This window comes from Paenibacillus puldeungensis (genome assembly GCF_042678945.1).
Lineage (GTDB): Bacteria > Bacillota > Bacilli > Paenibacillales > Paenibacillaceae > Fontibacillus > Fontibacillus puldeungensis.
This window is the reverse complement of the sequence record NZ_JBHTLM010000017.1, coordinates 89318-110663: the sequence shown is the minus strand read 5'-3', so window position 1 is coordinate 110663 and position 21346 is coordinate 89318. Positions and strand designations below refer to the sequence as shown.

At 44.2% G+C, this 21346-nt stretch carries 19 protein-coding genes and 1 pseudogene; 6 read left to right on the top strand and 14 right to left on the bottom strand.

Features of this window, described 5'->3' with window-relative positions:
* Both ACFQ3W_RS19915 and ACFQ3W_RS19910 read left to right on the top strand, forming a co-directional pair.
* Positions 1–191 (top strand): IS3 family transposase (locus tag ACFQ3W_RS19915; protein WP_379319338.1); only part of this gene is annotated, 191 nt, incomplete at its 5' end.
* A 32-nt stretch (positions 192–223) separates the two neighbouring features.
* Positions 224–1444, top strand: a pseudogene (locus ACFQ3W_RS19910) (amidase family protein); the annotation flags it as partial.
* Positions 1445–1524: 80 nt separating this feature from the next.
* On the opposite strand, the gene ACFQ3W_RS19905 reads toward ACFQ3W_RS19910, so the two are convergent.
* Positions 1525–2406 carry an aminoglycoside 6-adenylyltransferase gene (locus tag ACFQ3W_RS19905; RefSeq protein WP_379320981.1) on the bottom strand — a complete coding sequence of 294 codons (882 nt, stop codon included), beginning with the start codon at positions 2404–2406 and terminating at the stop codon, positions 1525–1527.
* Positions 2407–2537: 131 nt separating this feature from the next.
* Positions 2538–3338, bottom strand: coding sequence for a carbon-nitrogen hydrolase family protein (locus tag ACFQ3W_RS19900; RefSeq protein ID WP_379320980.1), 801 nt, complete (start codon positions 3336–3338; stop codon positions 2538–2540).
* A 199-nt stretch (positions 3339–3537) separates the two neighbouring features.
* Here ACFQ3W_RS19900 and ACFQ3W_RS19895 point away from each other — a divergent pair, with 199 nt between their 5' ends.
* Positions 3538–4461, top strand: coding sequence for a GNAT family N-acetyltransferase (locus ACFQ3W_RS19895; protein ID WP_379320979.1), 924 nt, complete (start codon positions 3538–3540; stop codon positions 4459–4461).
* 77 nt (positions 4462–4538) lie between these two features.
* Here the strand turns inward: ACFQ3W_RS19895 and ACFQ3W_RS19890 are convergent, their stop codons facing one another.
* The 7 genes from ACFQ3W_RS19890 to rlmD all read right to left on the bottom strand — a co-directional run bounded on the left by ACFQ3W_RS19890 (position 4539) and on the right by rlmD (position 12330).
* Positions 4539–4796: a hypothetical protein gene (locus tag ACFQ3W_RS19890; protein WP_379320978.1), complete on the bottom strand. Its 258-nt coding sequence runs from the start codon at positions 4794–4796 to the stop codon at positions 4539–4541.
* Between the two features lie 17 nt (positions 4797–4813).
* A complete protein-coding gene (locus tag ACFQ3W_RS19885; protein WP_379320977.1) occupies positions 4814–5164 on the bottom strand; it encodes a DUF2200 domain-containing protein in 351 nt (116 codons plus the stop codon).
* Positions 5161–5520, bottom strand: coding sequence for an iron chaperone (locus tag ACFQ3W_RS19880; protein ID WP_379320976.1), 360 nt, complete (start codon positions 5518–5520; stop codon positions 5161–5163). The genes ACFQ3W_RS19885 and ACFQ3W_RS19880 overlap by 4 nt, the downstream gene beginning before the upstream one ends.
* Positions 5521–5865: 345 nt before the next feature.
* Entirely contained in the window at positions 5866–7119 is a 1254-nt protein-coding gene (locus ACFQ3W_RS19875; RefSeq protein ID WP_379320975.1) for a TOPRIM nucleotidyl transferase/hydrolase domain-containing protein, read from the bottom strand.
* On the bottom strand, positions 7116–8255 hold the full coding sequence (locus ACFQ3W_RS19870; protein WP_379320974.1) for a hypothetical protein: 1140 nt from the start codon (positions 8253–8255) through the stop codon (positions 7116–7118). Before ACFQ3W_RS19870 ends, ACFQ3W_RS19875 begins: the two co-directional genes overlap by 4 nt.
* A 492-nt stretch (positions 8256–8747) precedes the next feature.
* A complete protein-coding gene (locus ACFQ3W_RS19865; protein ID WP_379320973.1) occupies positions 8748–10286 on the bottom strand; it encodes a caspase family protein in 1539 nt (512 codons plus the stop codon).
* Between the two features lie 391 nt (positions 10287–10677).
* Entirely contained in the window at positions 10678–12330 is a 1653-nt protein-coding gene (gene rlmD, locus ACFQ3W_RS19860) for a 23S rRNA (uracil(1939)-C(5))-methyltransferase RlmD (protein ID WP_379320972.1), read from the bottom strand.
* A gap of 192 nt (positions 12331–12522) precedes the next feature.
* Here rlmD and recQ point away from each other — a divergent pair, with 192 nt between their 5' ends.
* The gene (gene recQ, locus ACFQ3W_RS19855) at positions 12523–14370 is read left to right on the top strand and encodes a DNA helicase RecQ (protein ID WP_379320971.1); all 1848 of its coding nucleotides are present in this window, start codon (positions 12523–12525) and stop codon (positions 14368–14370) included.
* An 11-nt stretch (positions 14371–14381) separates the two neighbouring features.
* Complete coding sequence (locus tag ACFQ3W_RS19850; protein WP_379320970.1) at positions 14382–16193, top strand: B12-binding domain-containing radical SAM protein; 1812 nt, start codon at positions 14382–14384, stop codon at positions 16191–16193.
* Here the strand turns inward: ACFQ3W_RS19850 and ACFQ3W_RS19845 are convergent.
* The 4 genes from ACFQ3W_RS19845 to ACFQ3W_RS19830 are packed head-to-tail and all read right to left on the bottom strand — an operon-like array spanning position 16158 to position 19093.
* Complete coding sequence (locus tag ACFQ3W_RS19845; RefSeq protein ID WP_379320969.1) at positions 16158–17090, bottom strand: alpha/beta hydrolase; 933 nt, start codon at positions 17088–17090, stop codon at positions 16158–16160. The genes ACFQ3W_RS19850 and ACFQ3W_RS19845 overlap by 36 nt on opposite strands.
* A gap of 38 nt (positions 17091–17128) precedes the next feature.
* A complete protein-coding gene (locus tag ACFQ3W_RS19840) occupies positions 17129–17527 on the bottom strand; it encodes a VOC family protein (RefSeq protein ID WP_379320968.1) in 399 nt (132 codons plus the stop codon).
* 28 nt (positions 17528–17555) lie between these two features.
* Positions 17556–18137, bottom strand: coding sequence for a class I SAM-dependent methyltransferase (locus tag ACFQ3W_RS19835; RefSeq protein ID WP_379320967.1), 582 nt, complete (start codon positions 18135–18137; stop codon positions 17556–17558).
* Between the two features lie 2 nt (positions 18138–18139).
* Positions 18140–19093: a TIGR01212 family radical SAM protein gene (locus tag ACFQ3W_RS19830; RefSeq protein WP_379320966.1), complete on the bottom strand. Its 954-nt coding sequence runs from the start codon at positions 19091–19093 to the stop codon at positions 18140–18142.
* Positions 19094–19426: 333 nt separating this feature from the next.
* Between ACFQ3W_RS19830 and trmB the strand changes: the two genes are divergently transcribed.
* Positions 19427–20134: a tRNA (guanosine(46)-N7)-methyltransferase TrmB gene (trmB, locus tag ACFQ3W_RS19825; protein ID WP_379320965.1), complete on the top strand. Its 708-nt coding sequence runs from the start codon at positions 19427–19429 to the stop codon at positions 20132–20134.
* A 46-nt stretch (positions 20135–20180) separates the two neighbouring features.
* On the opposite strand, the gene ACFQ3W_RS19820 is transcribed toward trmB, so the two are convergent.
* Positions 20181–21317, bottom strand: coding sequence for an MGDG synthase family glycosyltransferase (locus tag ACFQ3W_RS19820; protein WP_379320964.1), 1137 nt, complete (start codon positions 21315–21317; stop codon positions 20181–20183).
* Between the last annotated feature and the right edge of the window lie 29 nt (positions 21318–21346).

Here is a 21346-nt window from a genome sequence, read left to right as displayed (position 1 = left end):
GTATCTTGGAACGAGAGTGTTTCGGGCGCCATATCTTTATGAGTTTTGAAGAAGCATTCGATGTACTTGACCGATTCATGGACTTCTACAATAACCGCCGAATTCACATGAGTTTATATGGCTACTCCCCTGCCGAGTTTGCAGCAAAGTTGGAGAGAAACGAAGTAAACGCATTTAAAATTGCCGTATAACTGAGTCTAACTTAGGTTTGATCCTAAAGTGTCCAATATTCGGGGGCCCGGCCGAAAATATTGAAACAAATGATAAAATGAGAACGAGTGCAGGAGCGTTGGCACTGGAAAACAACATCAGCCAAAGGGATGCTTTTCTTGTTCAAAAGCTAAAAGATGCAGGCGCTATTATCCTTGGAAAAACAAACATGACGGAATGGGCAAACGGCGTATCCTCGAAAATGTGGGCTGGTTACAGTTCTAAAGGTGGACAAGTATTAAATCCGTACGGTGATTTTTTTGTGGGTGGGTCCAGCTCTGGTTCTGCGGTTGCGGTAGCGTCGAATTTTACAAGCTGTGCAGTTGGAACAGAAACTTCAGCATCCATTTTAAGTCCAGCTATACAGAATTCGATTGTTGGTATTAAACCTACAGTTGGGCTTGTAAGCCGCACAGGAGTGATACCCTATTCCTATTCCCAAGATACTGCCGGGGCAATGGCGAGGACGGTAGCGGATGCGTCTATTTTGCTTAGTGAACTTGCAGGTAAAGATGAGAATGACCCAGCTACATTAAAAAATGAGTATGATAGGATTGACTATACAGCTTACTTAGATATGAACGGATTAGAAGGAGCAAGAATTGGGGTTTTTCGAAATGTATCTCTAGAACAATTTCACGATGCTGACGATTATGACGAAACCTTGTTTAATAATGCGGTTGACGAACTGATCAATGCTAAAGCAAATGTTATCGAAGAAATTGAAATCCCATCCTTCCATAGAAAATGGGAGTGGAACAAGTTGAACAACGAGTTTAAGCATGGTCTGGATCATTTTCTTCAAAGGCTTCCATCCCATATACCCGCACATACACTTAGCGAATTGGTTGAGTGGAACGAAAAAAATGCCGAGAAGGCTTTGAAATATGGACAAGATATGTTGAAGTATCGAGAACAACTGGACAATCCTCTAAAAAATCCAAAGTATATTTTAGAGTCTTTAACCGACTTATATTATTCTCAAAAAGAAGGTATAGACTTTGCCATTCAAAAATATGGATTGGACGCTATTCTTTTTCCATCTTATGTGGGAGCAGATATTTGCGCCAGAGCAGGGTATCCATCTATAGCTGTTCCTGCAGGGTACAAGGACAATGGCAGGCCATTTGGAATTACCTTCGCTGGGAAGGCGTTTAGCGAACCTATATTAATTCGTATTGCGTTTGCATATGAACAGCGAACAAAACATAGAAAAAAGCCGATGGTCAATTGAGTTTCAAATAAAATACAAGCCCACTCCATTGATTGGAGTGGCTTTCCTCTTCAGACTGGTGTATTTTTTGCTGTCAACCATCAATAAATCCCTTTTGCATCAACAGGCAATTCCCTAACATGCTTAAGATATTTGGTCATATTGGCATCATCTTTGGCATTGTAAGTATATTGAAAATACTTCGCGACATCTTTGGCTAGAACCCTAAACAATTCGCAAGCTGTGAATATCGAGTTCCACATATTTTCGTAATGGCTATCGGAATAAGTTTCCTTATACATTTCCCAATATGATTCGGGAAGATATTTCTTCATATATTTTCCCATTTTCCCTATCGAAACTTGAAAATCATTTTTGGTGCCGACCCACCATGAAATCATCTCATCCAAGTGAGGTCTGATGACGTGCTCAAACATTTGTTTCGCATACGGTAATTCATCACGCCAAATTCCTTTAGCCACATTTTGCAGGCACCACCAAAAGTCATTACAACAACTCAAATAACATGGCTCCGTAGGTTTTTTTACATGATAGTCGATATCTGTGGGGGCAGGAATGCTTGGCAGGCAGTTATCTTTATCTAGTAGTGGAACTGTCAATTTATCACTAACATATCCTTCAAGCATAGATGCTTTAGTTTCTATGTGAAGGTCTATACGATTGCCATCTGTAAATAGCATTAAATATCCGTAAGACCGAATAAAATCCATTTCTATGCCCATAGACTGGTTATTTTTATCAGGCTCTTGAATCATAAGTAAATCACCAAATACGTTCATCAATGTCTCATCTTTTATAAAAGAGGAGGTTTCAGTTACTACGTAAACAATATCATAATCCTGAAAAATATCCTTGGGAGCATTAGAATTAGTACGTGAACCGTTCATGTAAACCGCACGGATTCGTTCATCTTTTTGAGCAACTCCTAGGATTAAATCAAACATGTCTTTTTCAGTTCTCATATGCGTCTCCTTCCAAATCTACATGCGCTTGTTCATCTAAGTTAGGTATACTCCAGCGCCTGGTGAAAGGCAACTTCTTTTATTCAATAGGGCAGCTAACGCCAAAAGACTCCTATCACCAATGACGAAATCTATTTTAGTTCAAACTCTAAAACTCCAATATTACCCATAGGCAGAGATGATTGTATTCTGTTTTGATAAAATACATAACACCCGCCTTTTGCACGCCGAGAATCTTCAACGAAACTATTTATCATCAAAGCCGGATAAGTTAATTTCTGTGTCCTCTCCGCATACTCATATTGGAATGATGCATTCCACTCTTCAGGAGAATAATCCACGTACAGTGGCCAAAGAAGCGCATCCATGTCCATTAGTTCTAATTCTTTTAGAAAAGAGTCGTGCCAGACATCCCCACATATGGCGACCCCTAATACTTTATCCATATAAGTAAAAGTGTGAAATCCTTTGCCTTCCTTATACATCGAACCTGCAATGGGTTCCTTCCACCCAGGAGAAACTCTTCGAAATACATCGATAATATTACCCTCTGAATTAATAACCATATTACTGCTGTATAGTGTACTATTCTCCTTTTCAAAAAAGCCAAAGGAGATACCACAATGATAGCTCTTAGCCAAATCCCTAATATGAAGAATAATGGGATCATCCTGTTCTAAGGCTCTTTTTAGATCCTCATCATAGTTCCATGTCAAACCTTCAAAACCTTGAAGAAAGCTTTCTCCAAAGCAGATTAAATCACATGTATGGTTGGTAGAAACATAATATTCGATTTGTGCCAACTGATGCTCTATATCATTATCTTTCATTAAGCCAGAGACTAATCCTATTTTCACCTGTACTAACCTCGCTTCATACGGCTCTTTTTTTAACGTCAAGTTATGGAAGTTATCAAGAACAACAGTTTTCATACGCGTGAGAGAAAATAACTATAGTTGTAATTTATTTTAATACAATGCTTAAGGAATGTTAGTGTCAATAGTAATAACAGTTATAAGGAGGCGTTTGTTATGAGTAAACAAATGTTGGAGAAGGGGAATTTATGAAGGGGAACTCGCATAGCTAGCCCTCTAAACTGCGAAATCCTCTACTTTTGAGGGGAGAATTATTTTGAGCCAATCATCAACAAAAATAGTCATACGTAATTTTCAACATGGAGATATGCCATTACTTGGCGAATTGTACCAATCCGTAACAGCAAAAGAAAATGCAACATTTTGGTGGATTGGGGACGAGGACAATTGGAGTAACGTTTTTTGTGCATTTGAAGATGGGAAAATGGTTGCTAAGGGCCAAGTTAGCATCATTAATGTTATACCTCCCGGTCGTTCAAAAGAGAACAATCACTCTATCTACGTCAACCTTAAAACCATTCCCGAAAAAGAAAATGACATTGCTCTGCTCAACAGCGTCTATCAGCAACTTTACATAAGAGCAATTCAATTAAAGGAAACTTTGCCTATAGAATATGGAACCGTACTGTGTGTTGGTAATGATTCGTCAGAAACAGTAAATAACCAGTTTTTTATCGGAAAGGGATACCTTCATTTGAAAAGTGTGTATCGCATGAATCGAGATTTAAATGAACCGATTCCTGAGTTAAAGCTGCATGAGGAGTTTCAATTTTCATACTGGAAGATGGAAAGCCCTGATGAAGAAAGAGATTATCTTGATGTAGAAGCCGAAATTTGGCCTGACGCTCCACTTGGCCTAAATAGGTTATCTGATTACAAGAATAACAAACTATGGACCTCCATGGTCATACGCCAAACAGACACTATAATCGGCGGACTGATGGCATGGCAAGAAGATGACCACGGTGTAATCGAGGACGTTTTTGTCCGTGAACCTTGGAGAAAACGCGGCTTTGCCAAGTATTTGCTTACACAAGCTTTGAGATATCTCAAAGCTAATCAGCTACCATGTGCGAACCTCATGGTATTAACTACAAATAAATCTGCTTTGTCTCTATACGAATCGGTTGGATTCCACGCGGACAAGGAAGAAATTAGGTATTTTATTAAACTGAATTAGTTAAACAAAAAGAGGGGTTCTGCACCCCTCTTTTGCTATTTCCGCCAATACATCTCCGTTTTAATTGTCCTTCCGCACTAACAGTGAACAGCACTCCACATGACTTGAGGAGATAAAAAAGATGCTATTTGGGCAGGGTGGAGCCTTAGCGGCGGGGTATATTTCAGAAGCATTTTGTCTAGCAGCCAATTTTTTTGTGTTCGGTGCATGCTTTTTACTTTACGATCTAAGTAAATTGTAAGCAACAGCTTGCCGGATGCCTTTTCAGATTTGTTTCTTAGCGATAATATCGCGCGGTGTGCTTCGCCCAACTCTTCCGATGTAAAGTCTGCCATAATCATCCCCACTTACTTCAACTCCTCAATATCTTCTCCATCGGCTTGCCTTTTGCCAGTTCATCAACCAACTTGTCCAGCCACCTGATTTTCTGCATGAGCGGGTCTTCGATTTCCTCGACGCGATGCCCACAAATCACGCCTGAAATTTTGGCGGCGTTCGGGTTTATCTGCGGGGCTTCGCTAAAGAAGGTTTCGTAATCGATATTCTTCACAATTTGAGCTTGCAAGCCAGAATCGTCATACCCTGTCAGCCAACAAATCACAGCATCAACCTCTAATTTGGTGCGCCCTTTACGCTCTGCCTTTTGAACGAGTAGTGGGTAGACTCTCGAAAACGCCATCTTGTACACGCGCTCGTTTGTCATAAAGTGTCACTCTCTTTCGCTTTCCGCTTTACCCTCCACCGCACGATGTCGGTGATGAGTTTATAATCTATCGGCTTACCAAGCGGTAGCTGAATCGCTCCCTTGGAAGTCTTATATCCTGCGAGCCGCTCCGCGAACTCAGACGTAGCTTCGCCGCCGGGGAACAGTCCGATGTGTTTTTTGAACACCGCGAAGTGGATGAGGTTCTCACCTTGCCAGAACGTCGGCATCTGCCACGAGATTTTCTCTGTAGCCTCCGGTGCGGCTGCTCGGATGGTTTCGCGGATACTTTGCAACAGAGGTCGCACATCTTCCGGCTGTGTGGCAATGTATTCGTCGATGCTGTTCGGTTTCACGCAAAAGTGGTCTTGTTCCGTGTTTTGAACTCACGACCGCACTTCGGACATTTCCACATTTCACTCACGCCCCTTGTTATTGTGCCTTTTTCCATTTTATTCTCCAAAATCACTACATAAAGTGGTTGCTCTGCCTTATTTACCCTTTAAACCACTATTCGTCATGAGAGCTATACTCTCAACGTGTGACGAGGCGATAGGGAGTACAAACTTTTTTCAAGGAATGACATTTGCTCTCAATTTGGAGAGAGCGACTTGATAAAGTCTCTTCTCCATATTTTAGCCAACATACTTTATAAATAACTAAATCAACCTATATCCTTCTTCTTCACTATATTAAGGTCTTTACTGAAATTGGAATTGATTTTCATCTGCCGTCCCTAATACATGACCTCTCAAACGTTCTTTATTTACTTCTTCACTAAAAAAAATAAATGCGGCTAAGAATTTAAGCCAACCTTTATTAGTTCTTCTCACTGTATTTGACATCCCTAAAGAACCACCGATTTGTTCAAGATCTATATTATAAAACCCTTCCAAATCAGGAGTATGTATTACAAGCTTTATTTCATTTCTAGCCTCAAATTCCTTCAGAAAATGTGTAATGGCTACTGGATGCTTTAGAAGAGTATCCTCTTCTTGTATAGGAATATCACCATCAATAATAACAATAACTTCTTTTCTAAGCTTTAAAAATAATTGAACAAAAAAGGGAATGAATGCCTTGCCATTCGGATTATATATTTCAATCGAGCTATCAAAATCATTTTTCATTGAGGCCAAAGCAACAATATCTGAAATTCCCTCAACAATGATTATCTTTTTATAAAATAAGGACCTATAAAATTCCTCACTTTTTAAATTTTGCTCAATAAAGCTATTAAAAGCTTGTTCATGATTCAATAAATCTAGTTTGTATTGTATAGAGGCATCAGTTTGAATTCTCTGCTGTTCTCTAATGCGCTCTATTTGATTGGATGAGCTTTGAAATATCTCCTTTATTTCATCTTCCGCTACAAGAAACTGGGAGTGGGTATGAAAGAAAATTACATCCTCTAAATTGACCTTTAAAATATTTAATAATCGAGAATTATGGGTAGCAACTCTTACTATATAATCACTATTAATTAATACATCAAAGAAGTCGGCAATAACTTTTAAAAACTCTTCATCTAAAAAGTTCTCCGGTTCATCAAAGTAAATTACTCTAACATGATTCAAATTGTAACTGGTGAAGATTGACATCATATTATAAAGCTTCTCTTGTCCTTTAGACTTTGTTATAAATAAGTTTAATTTTCTTATAATTTCGTTACAAAATGATATGACCCGTTGTGCTTTCTCGGATATATCTTCTTCCTCAGTTTCTCTCCCTAACTGACCACGTGAACCCTCATCTAGATAATTATATGACATGCTATCTAAATTTATTGATACTTGATTCATATGTCTTGGTATTATAGGCATTCCGTCCTCTGTTATTAAAAATGCCCATTGTTCTTGTTCTTTTAAAGCTTCGTTTAAAGCATAACTTTTACCGGAACCATTCATACCAACAAGAAACTTTATAGGTTTTGAAAAATCATTAATAAAAGTCATTTTTTATACTCCATTTGTATAGCGTAACAATACTTTTGATAAAGAAGCTTTAAATCGTTTACCGATTTGTCCATATTAGCACCATTGCGAATATTAATTAATTGTTTTACATCAACAGATGCTGAATTAAATTTCTCCAATTTAACATTAGTTAGAGATTCAACTTTTAAGATAAACCCCTTGAACTCAGCTTCATTTTTAGGCTCAATAAATGTCAAGCCCATATCTATCGCTCTATTGAATACTCTCTCTCTAATTAAGTTAGCTAGCATGTATTCGGGAGATAGTTTCTTATCCCAGTTCCAATCGACCTCAAGTTGCATTGCGGACATAGCCTGACTAATAATTCCACTTTTATCCACAGGCACAAAATTATAAGGATCTATTTGCTCCTTTATGAAATCAGGTAACTTATTATATTCGGCTTCCCAAAAGACAACTTTGTCACTTAGCACATCAACTAAATAAGTATTCTCAATATTATTTTTATCGATCATTTGCAAATCGTAAAAATAGTAATACCCATTAAGAACGGTTATTACTTCAGATTTAAAACAAATGAAACCTTCAATAGTATCCCCGTTGTGATGACTGGAGTTATGCGGCCGCGGCTTTAGATCGTTTAAATCAAGTACCTGAATATTTCTTTTGGATTCTTTCTTTTTACTTTTAAATGGTGGGAGTATAACACTTCCAAGAATTAATACTGCATTTTCATTCCTATCAACTCTCACAAACGAATCCTTTGATTTATAAACGTTTGATTTAATATTTTTAATACCGTTATTATGTGTACGATATTCAAATTCCGCTACTAATTCGAACTTTGGGTAAATGTTACTTTGGGGATCATTAATAAAGTTATTAAATACCTTTTTCAATACCATTAATTTAAGTTCATTTGTGGACTTCAATACTGGTAATCCCTTTAAATTTGAATATTCATCGTTCAAATATGCATTTACATAATTTGAATTAGAATATTCATACTCATTGATCCCATCCGAAACCAATAATGGATTCAACTGATACAAATTACGCGTTTTGTATTTTCTGTAGGTAATAATATTGTGAGCAAACGCACTATCGTTAACGTTATCACGATAATCTGTCAGCTCTTCTAATCCAAAAGACATGTTATCCTTTAACCAAGTTTTTTCTAGTTTTAGTGACTGGTGTTTTAGGACTAGTTTTAGATACAGATCTTCCCCCTGTTCTAGAGTGAAACTCCCTTCTTCTATAATTGCAGGTATATAGTTGTTATCTTCAAAGCTTTCAAAAATTGATTTAATAGCTTTGACTAAGTTCGGGATTGTATTAATTTGCTTTAATTGTTCTAAATATTTCTTCGGTTTCAGAAATAGTCACCACCTATACGATAATAAACTTACTTTTTCACGAAAATAATCAATTATTAACAGACATGTTGATATAATCCATTGCAAATTGTGAATGTCCTCAATTAAATCGACTTTTGTTTATCTCTAACCATCTGATCCTGTGCAACCTTACAAAAAGAGCTACTGATTCTACGCGTGAGGAGAGGACCGTAAGTACACAACTAACCACAAGAATGATATTACTCGATATTGCTCATTAGATTAAAAATGTTCCGGTATAAGTGTACCCTACAGTTTCTCTTCCAGTTTGCGAACTTTTTCTAAATCCGAGTAATATTGCTTAATTGTATTTTCCATACAAGCCCTTCGATTTTCGGGTGTTCGCTGTGAAAGATACTTATTATTATAAAACAAAGAGAAATCGTAAACAGTACCGATCAACACTGCACACGCTTGACTCCAATCATGAATCTCATCTGGTGGGATATCCCAATTATGACTCTTAAAATAATACTTATTTATATCGGGAATTAAATTCTCCATTTCTTGTATAAGGTCTTCTTCTGCAAAAACCCCGTTCTTAAATTCATTGAAATAATGAATTGCCTTTTCCGCAAGAGTTAACATAGATGATAATATATCTTTTGTTTTTGATATGACATTATCCTTACTTCCTGTATTTTCTTGATTCATACTTTTTAACGACTCATAATATGAAAAGAATTTATAGTGAACACTATTTAAGATAAAAGTGTCTTTATTGTCTACTCTATACCACCAATTTTTATCTTGAGTATCATCAACCCACGTTGTGGTACAAACATAATTATGTTTTACCATATCACTTTCATCTCGTCCGAAATAAATCCAAATAATATTGGCCAATTTACCTGAGAAACGCTCTTGGGCTATTGAATTTTCATAAACCTCTATTGTTTTTACCATTTCGGATATTTCTAATGAAATATCCCCTATTTCTTCAATAGATAATGGCTCTTTCATAATAGTTTCAACTGCATATCTTTTTGTTAAACCAACGTGGAGGGGTTTAACATTGAAAATTATGTACTTATCATACTCGCAATAAACTTTTGAGGTATAGAATGGAACATATTCTTGCACCTCGAAATAAATAGTGCCGCCCATATTTGCTCTATAAATAGGTTGTTGCTGTTTATCTGGATTCTTTAGATTCCAAACCTCTAAGAAGAGTCTTACAAGTTTTTGTATATCATATAAAGAAACTTTGCCTTTTTTTATTATGTTCTTATCTTTAAGTGCATCACATAAAAAACTAGTGAACACACTAATTGGTTTATCAGGGTGTCCATAAGACACTTGGGTTGCATTACTTGAAGTAAATACTGCGTGTCCTCTTCCTGCAAACTCATTAACCGTTTCTTCAACGCTAAGTATCGATATTCCACTTATCGAAAATTGACCCGAATAGCAACAATCCAAAAAAACAACCTTGCCTTTAGCAGAAGCCTGCTCGAAGAATTCTATAATTTCCTGTGTGCTTAATAATCCATCACTAAATACAAGGTAGTGCTGATCATGAACAGATGTACCATGTCCTGAAAAGTAAAACATCAAATAATCATCTTTACCTATTATGGCTGTTATTTCTGAAATTGCCTTTATGAAGTCACCCTTTGTTACATCACCTGATTTTCCAAGAGTGAAAATGTCATCATACTCTAACTTTAATCCAGTATGAAGGGCTTCCGTCATCTCAATTACATCATTCTTGCAAAAGGGAAGGTTTGGTGCCCCTGACATATAATAATTACTAACACCGACAACAAGTGCTTTTATATTTGACACACTAGCACCCCCATTATGATTTCGACTACTATACTACAAATATAGCTTAACCTTATAAAAATTTTCCATTTCTATATAAACTGATTTCGCTAAAGAATGATACCACACGTATGTGGCGGCTGAGTATATCACTCTAATACTTTATCATATACACACCCATGGGGTGCCTGAACTCATTGTAGTCTTAGAAGAAGGAAAGAACCTCGCAGAACGAAAAGAAGCCTTTCGGAAGGAAGTTGAGCGCTTTACAGACCTTAACATTGATGATGAGCAGGTTCTGAAGCATATCCTCCAAAGGCTTATCCAAACAATCGAAGTATTTGAGGGCGGAAAGATTAAGATTTACTACAATCTTTCCAACCCTCTCCCTTCGCATTAAAGGTACAGTTCATTAGACTGTATCTTTTTTTGCAAGACTCACTGTACACTCCACATGACTTGTCTGCGGAAACATATCGACCGGCTGCACCCATTCCAGGGCGTAGCCGCCATCCATCAGCACTTTGCAATCCTTGGCCAGCGTGGACGGGTTGCAGGAGACATACACGAAGCGCTTCGGCTTCGTGCGCAGTACGGCTTCGAGGAAGCGGGCATCGAGGCCGGTCCGCGGCGGGTCGGCGATGATAACGTCCGGGGAAAAGCCGGACTTCACCCATCGAGGGAGCAGTTCCTCTGCGTAGCCCTCGTAGAACGAGGCATTATCGCGCCCGTTGCGGGCCGCATTCACCTTCGCATCTTCGACCGCTTCGGGGATCGATTCGATCCCGCGAACCTCGTGGGCGTAAGGCGCCAGCCACAGGCCGATCGTGCCGGTGCCGCAGTAGGCGTCGACAACCGTTTCCCGTCCGGTCAACCCGGCGGCGGTTCGCACCGTCTCATACAGCTTGACCGTTTGGATCGGGTTAAGCTGGAAGAAGGCGCGAGGGGAGAGCGTGAAATCCAGATCGCCAAGCGATTCCTGGATGCTGTCCTCCCCCCAGAGGGTGATGGTTCGGTTGCCAAACACAAGCGAAGTATTCTTCGGATTAATGTTCATCGCCAGGCTTGCAAGTTCCGGTAAAGCGAGCCGCAGCTCCTTCACCAGTTCTTCACGTCTAGGCAGCTTGTCACTTGATGTCACCAGCGTGACTTGCAACTGCTCAGACTGAAAGCCTAAGCGGACGACGATCGTACGGACGAGGCCCTGGTTGCTTTTTTCCTTATAAACGGGAATTTGCAGACGCTGCAGGACGTTGCGTACTCGATCGACCGCTTCATTTAGCTTGGGATGCTGGATCGGGCAGCCTGTTATGTCGATCAGCTTATGCGAGTCGGCGGCATACAGACCGGCGATCATGCCTTCCTGTTCCATCCTGAGCTGGAGCTGAGCTTTGTTGCGATAACCCCAAGGATGCTCCATGCCAAGAATCGGCTTCATTCGCACATCCGGTAGGCCGGCGTAACGTGAAAAGGCTTCGCGAACGATATCTTCTTTTCCCGCAAGCTGCCCTTCATACGATAAGTGCTGAATTTGACAGCCGCCGCAGATGCCGAATACCGGACAAGGGGCGTCTACCCGGAACGGGGAGCGCTTCTCGATTTGCTTCATTGAGGCGGTAATAAATTTATTCTCGACTTTAGTGACCTCGGCTTTAATGACTTCGTTTGGGATCGCATTCTCAATAAATACCGCTTTGCGGCGGTAGTAACCGACCCCTTCACCATTGATACCGAGCCGTTTGATCGTGACAACGATTTGGTCTCCGATCCGCAGATCATCAGCGAATTCTTTGCTGGCAATACGCTGCGCAGGCGCATGTGCTGCTCCGCCGGGATGCTTAGGTTTTCCTTTGTATCCCTTGTTGGGACGATTAAGCCCCTCTTGTTTACCGGCATAAGCCGACCCTGAACGGGGTTTGCCTTGCGATCCATTCCCCGGGGTTCCGCCCTTTAAAGAGGCCTGTTTTGATTTATTAGAATGAGTCGATGCTTGGCCCGTAGGACGAACTCGTTTTTGTTCCGAATTCCGGTTCGGTTCCTTGCGAGACTTTCCGTTTGGTGTCATAGAATTATTCTCCATCTTTGATCAAGTGTATTTACTGCACATGATACCGCCTAAGCCATCCTGGGTCAATTGACCAACCGGCGTAGTCTGGCCCTTGGTTGCCCATTTTCCGAAACCCCGGTAAACTTAAGAGTGCATAGAAAGCCTGTCCATCTGAGGCAGGAGTTTCGACGGGAAGTAAGGAGAATCGTCATGAGTACTGGATTATTAACGATAGAGCAAGCGCAGCAGCTGCTGCAAAAATATTACGGTTACCCCGACTTTCGGGAGGGGCAGCGCAATATCGTCAAAAGCGTGCTGTCGGGAGAGGACACGCTTGGCATCATGCCGACCGGAGGCGGGAAATCGATTTGTTACCAAATTCCGGCGTTGATGTTACCTGGTTTGACGCTAGTCGTGTCTCCACTCATCTCGCTGATGAAGGATCAGGTGGATGCGCTCACGACGATGGGGATCGCCGCCGCTTACATTAACAGCACACTGACCGGAAAAGAGGTCAACGAGCGCATCCGCGCGGCGCGGCGGGGCGAGCTGAAGCTGCTCTACGTGGCGCCGGAGCGGCTTGAGCTCGACTGGTTCCGCGAGGAAATGAGCGGACTCGTCATCTCCTGCGTCGCTGTGGACGAAGCGCACTGCGTATCGCAGTGGGGGCACGACTTCCGGACGAGCTACCTTGCCGTGGCACCGTTCGTTAACGGGCTGCCTGAACGCCCGATTATGGCGGCGTTTACGGCAACCGCCACACCGGAGGTCATGGACGACATGATCCGGCTGCTGCGGCTTACGGAGCCGGCTGTCTTTGTTACGGGACTTGGCCGGGATAACCTGGCCATGTCGGTGCTGCGCGGTGAGAACAAGCGTGAATTCGTCATGAACTATACGAAGACGCATGCTCATCAGCCGGGCATCATTTATGCTGCGACTCGCAAGGAGGTCGACGATTTGTACGAGCGGCTCGGCAGCAGCGGTATCCTTGCAGGACGATACCATGCGGGCTTGTCCGATAAAGAGCGGGAGGAGAGCCAGGAGGCTTTCCTCTATGACGACATCCGGGTCATGGTCGCTACGAATGCGTTCGGCATGGGTATCGACAAATCGAACGTACGTTATGTGATTCATTATAATATGCCGAAAAATATGGAAGCTTATGTCCAGGAGGCTGGCCGGGCCGGGCGGGACGGGGAGCCGAGCGAGTGCATCTTGCTGTTCAGTCCGCAGGATATTATGACACAGAAGTTTTTGATCGAACAAAATCCGCAAGATACGGACCGCAAGCGCAACGATTACCGCAAGCTGCAGCAGATGATCGAATACTGCTATTCGACCCGCTGCCTCAGATGGGCGATGCTGGATTACTTCGGCGAAGCCCATGACCATAAGCCGTGCGGCATTTGCAGCTCCTGTCGGGACGAGCGAGAGCTCGTCGATATGACCGTGGATGCGCAGATCGTGTTTTCGTGCATTCACCGGATGCGGGAACGCTTCGGCGTCTCGCTTGTTGCTTCGGTGCTCAAGGGCTCCCAGAACAAAAAGGTGCTTCAATACGGGTTCGAGCAGCTGCCAACCTACGGAATGATGCGCCGCCGCACGGAAAAGGAAATCTCCGAGATGATCAACGTTTTTGTTGCCGAAGGTTATTTAGCCTTGACCGAGGGGCAGTATCCAGTGGTGCGACTGCAGCCGCTGGCTGTTGAGGTGCTCAAGAGCCGCCATCAAGTTATGCTTCGGGCACCGGAGCCGGCTGCCTCTGCCAAAGGAGGGGCTTCCTCAAGCGGCTCGCGCCGTCGCGGTTCAGCCTTCGATGACGGCCCGTCCGCCGTTAATGAAACGGTATTTGAGCAGCTGCGGTTGATCCGGCGGGATTTGGCCGAACGGGACCATGTTCCTTCTTACATCATTTTCAACGATGCCACCTTGCGTGAGATGAGTGTGGTCTGTCCGACTACAGAATCGGATATGCTGAGAATAAAAGGGGTCGGGGAAGTCAAGTACCGGAAATACGGTAAGCCGTTTCTGGAATTTTTTCAAACTATGGAATAGGGTTGTGAACTATGAAGGTTATTTTAGCTACATTAAACGCGAAATTTATCCATACCTCGATGGCGATTCGCCTGCTGAAAGCATATAGCGGTAACGACTTCGACATTGAGCTGGCGGAATATACGATCAAGGACCCGCTCATGAACATCGTTTCGAGCCTGTACCAGCGCCGTCCCGATGTCCTCGGCTTCTCCTGTTATATCTGGAATATCGAGGAGACGCTTAAGCTTATCGCCTTGCTCAAAAAGGTGCTTCCCGATACGGTGATCGTGCTGGGCGGGCCTGAGGTATCCTATGATTCGAAATACTGGATGGAACGCTCCCAGGATATCGATTTTATCGTGATGGGGGAAGGGGAGGAGACGTTCCATCATTTGCTGCAGGAGCTGTCGGGCGAGAAGAAATTCCACTATGTTTTTGGCGCTGCTTACCGAAAGGATGGGGAAGTGGTCATCAACCCGCCCCGGACGAAATGCGATTTGAACTTGCTGCCGTCGCCGCATCGTTTTCCGGAGGATATCCCGGATTTGAGCAAACGCATTGTTTATTTTGAAACGAGCCGGGGTTGTCCGTTCAACTGCCAATTTTGCCTTTCGAGCGTAGAGGTGGGGGTTCGCTATTACGATATCGAACGCGTCAAATCGGACATTCTGTATCTAATTGAGCACGGTGCAAAAATCATCAAGTTTCTGGATCGGACGTTCAACATTAACCGTAATTATGCGATGGAAATGTTTGAATTTCTAATTAACAACCACCAGGGCTGCGTATTCCAATTTGAAATTACGGCGGACATTATGCGTCCTGAGGTGCTTGATTATTTGGCGGAGAACGCGCCCCCCGGCATCTTCCGGTTTGAGATCGGCGTTCAGTCGACGAATGACCCGACGAATGAGCTCGTCAAGCGGCGTCAAAATTTTACGAAGCTGACCCGTACGGTGACGAAAATCAAAGAAAGCGGCAAAATCGACCAGCATCTGGATCTTATCGCTGGACTGCCTGAAGAGGACTACGCTACGTTCCGCAAAACGTTTAACGATGTGTTTGTGATGCGTCCGGAGGAACTGCAGCTCGGTTTCCTGAAAATGCTGCGCGGAACGGGCCTTCGGAACGATGCGGCTATATACAATTATACGTATATGGACCATGCTCCTTACGAAATACTCAGCAATAATGTGCTCCCTTTCTCGGATGTCATCCGGCTAAAACGGCTTGAGGACGTGCTGGAGAAATATTGGAACGCGCACCGGATGGACCATACAATGGAGTATCTGGTTTCCCATGAGTTCGATTCTCCGTTCGACTTTTTCCAGGAATTCGGGGATTATTGGGAGGAACAGGGCTGGCAGCGCATCGGTCACCAGTTGGAGGACCTGTTCACACGTCTATACGAGTTTTTGACTCATAGGGGTTTGAAGAAGCCTGAGATCGTGCTGGGGCTAATGAAGCTGGACTACTTGCTTGGCCATAAATATAAGCCGCGGAAAATCTGGTGGGATGACCGGCTCGGAAAAGATCGGCGTGCCAAATATTTTAAAATGATGGCCGAGGAACCTTCGCGTATCTCCGATGAATTTGCGGCTTTGGGGCTGGATGAGCGGGAGTTGCAAAAATTTGCAAGCCTCGAGGAGCTTCCGTTCTCGCTTTATGAAATACTTAAGGGACAAAAAAATCCCGCAGTGGCGGAGACAGGCTCCGACTGCGGGTTAGTAGAAGAAACATCGCTTGTAGAGGACTCAGCTACATTGCTGGCTGTTTTGTATCAGCAGACGGAGGATGAGCGTCCGTTATACTTTGCTGTGCCGCTCCAGCCAGTCCTTTAAATCTCTCATAACTTCGTCACGGTTAATTTCATTCAGCATCTCGTGGCGGCCTTCGGGATATAGCTTCACTTCTACATCCTGTAGGCCTATACGAGCGTAAAGATCAATCAATCTGCGCACGCCGACGCCGCTTAAGCCAACGGGATCTAATTCGCCGCCGAATATGTACACGGGCTTGTGTTTCGGGATTTGCTGCATTCGCTCCGGCTGATGAATCTCTTGCAGCATACTGAACATCCCTTGGAAAAAGCCAGCGCTGCTTAAGAAACCGCAGTAAGGGTCGTTGATGTAATTGTCGACTTCTTGTTCGTCACGGGATATCCAGTCAAAAGGAGTTCTGGCGGGCTGAAAATTTTTGTTGAAGCTGCCGAAGGAGAGGGCGTTCATCAGCAGGCTGCGATGGCTTTCACCTTGGAGCAGCCCTTGAAGGCGAGCCAGGTTTTTGCCAAAGGCCAGCATGGAACGTGGCCCGTTGGTGCCAGATAGGACGAATCCACGGTATGGCTCGTGGGAGGAGTACATGATCTTTTGCGTTAAAAAAGAGCCCATACTGTGGCCGAGCAGAAAAATAGGCAGCTCTGGATGCTCTTTGCGAATGATGCCGCCAAGTGTAGCCATATCCTCAGCCATGCCGTAAAAGCCGTTCTTTCCCGGCCAACCAAGCTCTTCCTGGCTTCCGGCTGTCTTGCCATGACCGCGGTGGTCATTGGCGTACACCACAAAGCCATGTGCGGTTAACACCTCGGCCAAACGCTTATAGCGTCTGGCCGTTTCCGCCATGCCATGCGCAATTTGTAGGGCGCCCCGAAGCTGCGAAGCTGCGTCTGTATTGCTCCAGCGATAAACAAAAACGTCGTGTTCGGTGCCATTGCCGAAAGTAAACGTAAGCTCCTCCATACGCAGCACTCGCTTTCTTTTTAATATTGGTATGAGCTCTAGGCTAAAAACGGGGGCTGAAAAAACTCAATCCGCTCACCATCCGGCCCGTTAAAGAAGAAAAAGCGGCTGCCGTTTGGCAGTGAGCGGATTTCCTTATCCAGTCCCGAAAGACCGAGCCCTGAAATCCGGGCATATTCCTCTTCAATACTGCTGGCGGTAAATGCGATATGGTGAACTCTTCCTTCCCCTGGCAAATCCTCGCCATCTTTAACGTATACCAGCTCTACTTCAACTGATTCCTGACCCGGGAACGTAAGGAAGGCCAGACGGAGCGATTCTCCTACTTCTCCTATCGTATGCAGCAGCTTAAGTCCGATAATCCGTTCGTAAAATTCAATGGAGTCCTCCATTGCAGATACGCGAATTCCTACGTGTTCAATTTTTCGAATCCCCATTTTATATGACCCCCATGATTTTAGTTTGTTATTTTTTATCCAAAGCGATTAAGTAAGGCGCAGCCTGCCTTTGAAGCTGACGGTATATTACCGTTTGGCCCACTGAAGCAGGTAGCGCCGCCGCCCAAGCCTCCACCGCCGCCGCTTCGCTCTCGCCCCCCGGATGTCCGGGGTACAAGACGGCGGTCAATATCCCGCGTGGTCGAAGCAGCCTAGTGGCCGCATCAAGTGCGCGAATCGTACTGTCCGGCTGGGTGATGACGGAATGATCGGCATCATCCGCCGGCAAATATCCTAGGTTAAACATGACGGCTCCAAGGCGACCGTGAACCTCTGGCGGGATAGCAAGCTCCATTTCCGCGTGGCTTTTCTGGATCAAGGCTATATCAGCTAGAAGCGATGGATCCTCCTTTTCCAGTCTAGCCTTGGTCAATATGAGCGCTTGCTCCTGAATGTCGAAGGCGTATACCTGGCCTCCGGGACCGCAGGTTTTTGCCAAGAACAGCGTGTCCGACCCTGTGCCGGCCGTTGCATCAACTGCGATATCGCCGGAGGCAAGCCGCTCGCTCGTCAGCTTGTGGGCAAAGCTAAGTACCGAGAGGAAGCCCATCGTTAACGCCCCCTCCAATATTTGCCCTGCCAGGTGTCGCGCCGTTTTAACTCATCATCGATTGCGTTTAGCACTTCCCATTTCTTTAGGCTCCACATTGGCCCGATTAGCAAGTCGCGAGGTGCATCTCCAGTCAAGCGATGAACGATCATCTCCGGCGGGAGAAACTCTAAAGTATCCACGATGAGCTTCACATATTCATCCTTCTCTAAGAAGCGCAGCAAACCTGCTTCATATTGCTTGACCATCGGCGTCTTTCGCATTAAGTGAAGCAGATGAATTTTGATGCCCTGCACATCCATGTCAGCAACGGCTCGTCCCGTTTCCAGCATCATTTCGTGGCTTTCCTGCGGAAGCCCGTAAATGATATGCGTGCACACCCGAATATTTCGTTTGCGCAGCTTTTCCACAGCATCCAGGTAGGTTTGTGTATCATGGGCTCGATTAATGAGCTGGGAGGTTGATTCGTGAATCGTCTGCAGTCCCATCTCTACCCACAAATAAGTTCGTTCATTGAGCTCGGCCAAATAGTCAACAACATCGTCAGGCAGACAGTCGGGACGGGTTGCAATGGATAGTCCAACGACACCGGGCTGCTCCAAAATAGCTTCATAGTATTCGCGCAGTTCTTCAACTGGAGCATAAGTATTAGTATAAGCCTGAAAATATCCGATATATTTAGCATGGGGCCATTTGAGATGCTGCCGGTCGCGAATCGTGTTGAACTGGGTTACCAAATCGTCTCTCCGGCTTCCGGCAAAGTCTCCAGACCCGCGTGCGCTACAGAAGGTGCAGCCGCCTTTGGCAATAGAGCCGTCCCGGTTGGGGCAGGTAAATCCCGCATCGAGCATGACTTTAAATACTTTGTCGCCAAATTGGTGTCGCATTTCGGTATTCCATGTATGAAATCGTTTGTCTCCCCATAAGGTAGGAGAATCTTTTGCAGATGTGTTCATGATAACTCCTTTATTTTGTCACAAAATATTTAGTGCATAATTATTCATCAGCAAAAGCCACGCAGGACGCGACTTCCACCTGATTTATTGTATCAAATTTTGTGTGAAAAAGGGAATAAGGGCGGGCAGCTTCCTTGCGATGAATGACAGATTATGTTATTTTGATAGTATTAAATTTGTTGGACCCCAATTCCAAAATATATTCGAAAAAGGAATCATATGATCCGTCTCCCCGGCGGCCGTATAGATTCCTTTTTCATTGTGCCCTTTACATTTGCAGCGAACTTCGGCACAATATTGCAGTAATGGATAACAAGAAAGCGGAGGAATGACATGCGTTTACGCGGTAGAAAAGGAATTCGGGAGAATTTGGAGCAGCAGCAGGAGCTCGTTGTACTGGATCCCCGGGAATACAAAGGACGTTGGTCCGAGGTGTTCGGTAACGAGCGGCCGATTCATATTGAATTAGGCATGGGCAAAGGGCAGTTTATCAGCGGAATGAGCGCGAAGCATCCGAATGTTAATTTTATAGGAATGGATATGTACGATGAATTGATCCGCCGGGCGAGCGAGAAAGTTCGAGCGATCTGGAATGCGCAGGGGCAGGAGGAGCCGGAAACCGTTCGTCTCGCACTTGGAAATATCGAGTTAATCGAAGAGTTTTTCGCGCCTGGGGAACTTGAACGCATCTATTTAAATTTCAGTGACCCATGGCCTAAGAAGAAGCACTGGCGCCGGAGACTTACGCATCCACGCTTTTTGCAGAAGTATCGCACTTTGCTGAACGAGGAAGGCGAAATTCATTTCAAGACCGATTCCAGGGAATTGTTCCAATTCTCCTTGAACGCTTTTGCAGCATCGGGTCTGCAGATGAATAACATTTCACTAAGCCTTCATGAAGAGGGCAATCCTGAATTCAATGTGATGACGGAATACGAGAGTAAATTTGTTGGACGAGGCATGCCGATTTACCGGTGTGAGGTTATCGTTGGAGACGCTGCGCTGAGAAGATACCACGAGGATAAAATGGACCAGTTTTAATAGGGGATGAACAAGGCCGCCGGTTCTCCGGCGGCCTATTTTCCTATTATCTGATTAAAGTTGCATTTCCAAGAAGATCGATGATGGCTTGGGCGCTTTGCATCGGTCTAAAACGAGCGATATGGTTCAATACCTCTTCCCTTGATTGGACAACTTCTTCATAGTGATTCGTCAATCGATGAATCCAGTTCGTGATATCATCCAGCGAATTTATAGGTGTTCCCCAGCCCTGTCTAGTGAAGTAGGAGGAGTTTTCTTCCTCCTGTCCAGGCAGCGGCTTATGGAAAAGCATCGGTATTCCCTTAGCCAGCCCCTCTGAACAGGTCATTCCACCGGGCTTAGTGATCAGCAGATCGGAGACCTCCATCAGTTTGTCGATTTCTTTGGTGAAGCCGAGTAGATGGATGTTTGGATGAATGAAGCGTTCGTCCTTTTTCATCTTCTCCAGCGATTTCGTGTTGCTGCCAAAGCAGAAAATGATCTGAATACTTTCCCGGTACAAGGCCAGCAGTGAATTGACTGCCTCGTCCTTCATAAAGCCCCAGCCGCCCCCCATCACCAAGATGGTAGGCAGTTCATTCAAGCCGAACTGAAGACGGATGTCCTCCTTGCGATGACGCTCCCAGAAGTTGGGATGCACGGGGATTCCGGTTATTCTAATTTTGCTGTTCTCCACACCGCGTTCAAGCAGCTGTTTCTTCACCCGGTCGGTAGAGACCAGAAAACAGTTAACCTCTCGGCTTACCCAAGCACCATGAACATCATAGTCCGTAATTACGGTACTCAGGGGAACATCGAGCATGCCAATTCGCTTTAAACGTGATATAACGGCGCTTGGAATGGGGTGAGTACATACAATAACATCGGGATGAAGCTGACGGATAAGTTGAATCGTACGCGTATAAAAAATCCGATGAAGAGCCAGCGTCGTCAATCGGTTCAAAGATTTGTTATAATTGCTGCGGTACATCATACGAACTAGACGAGGTTGCGAGGAAACCGTCTTTTTATAGGCGGTTATTATAATCGGCGCCACTCTCGGATTTAAAAAACTGCCAAGCTCCATGACCTTAGTCTGGACGTTTGGCGCTATCTTTCGTAAACTGCTGGAGAGCGCATGGGCCGCCTGCGTATGACCAGCTCCAAACCCCTCAGATAAAAGCAAGACTCTTTGTTTATGCACTTTAGTTTCACCTTTTCCTGCAAGGTTTT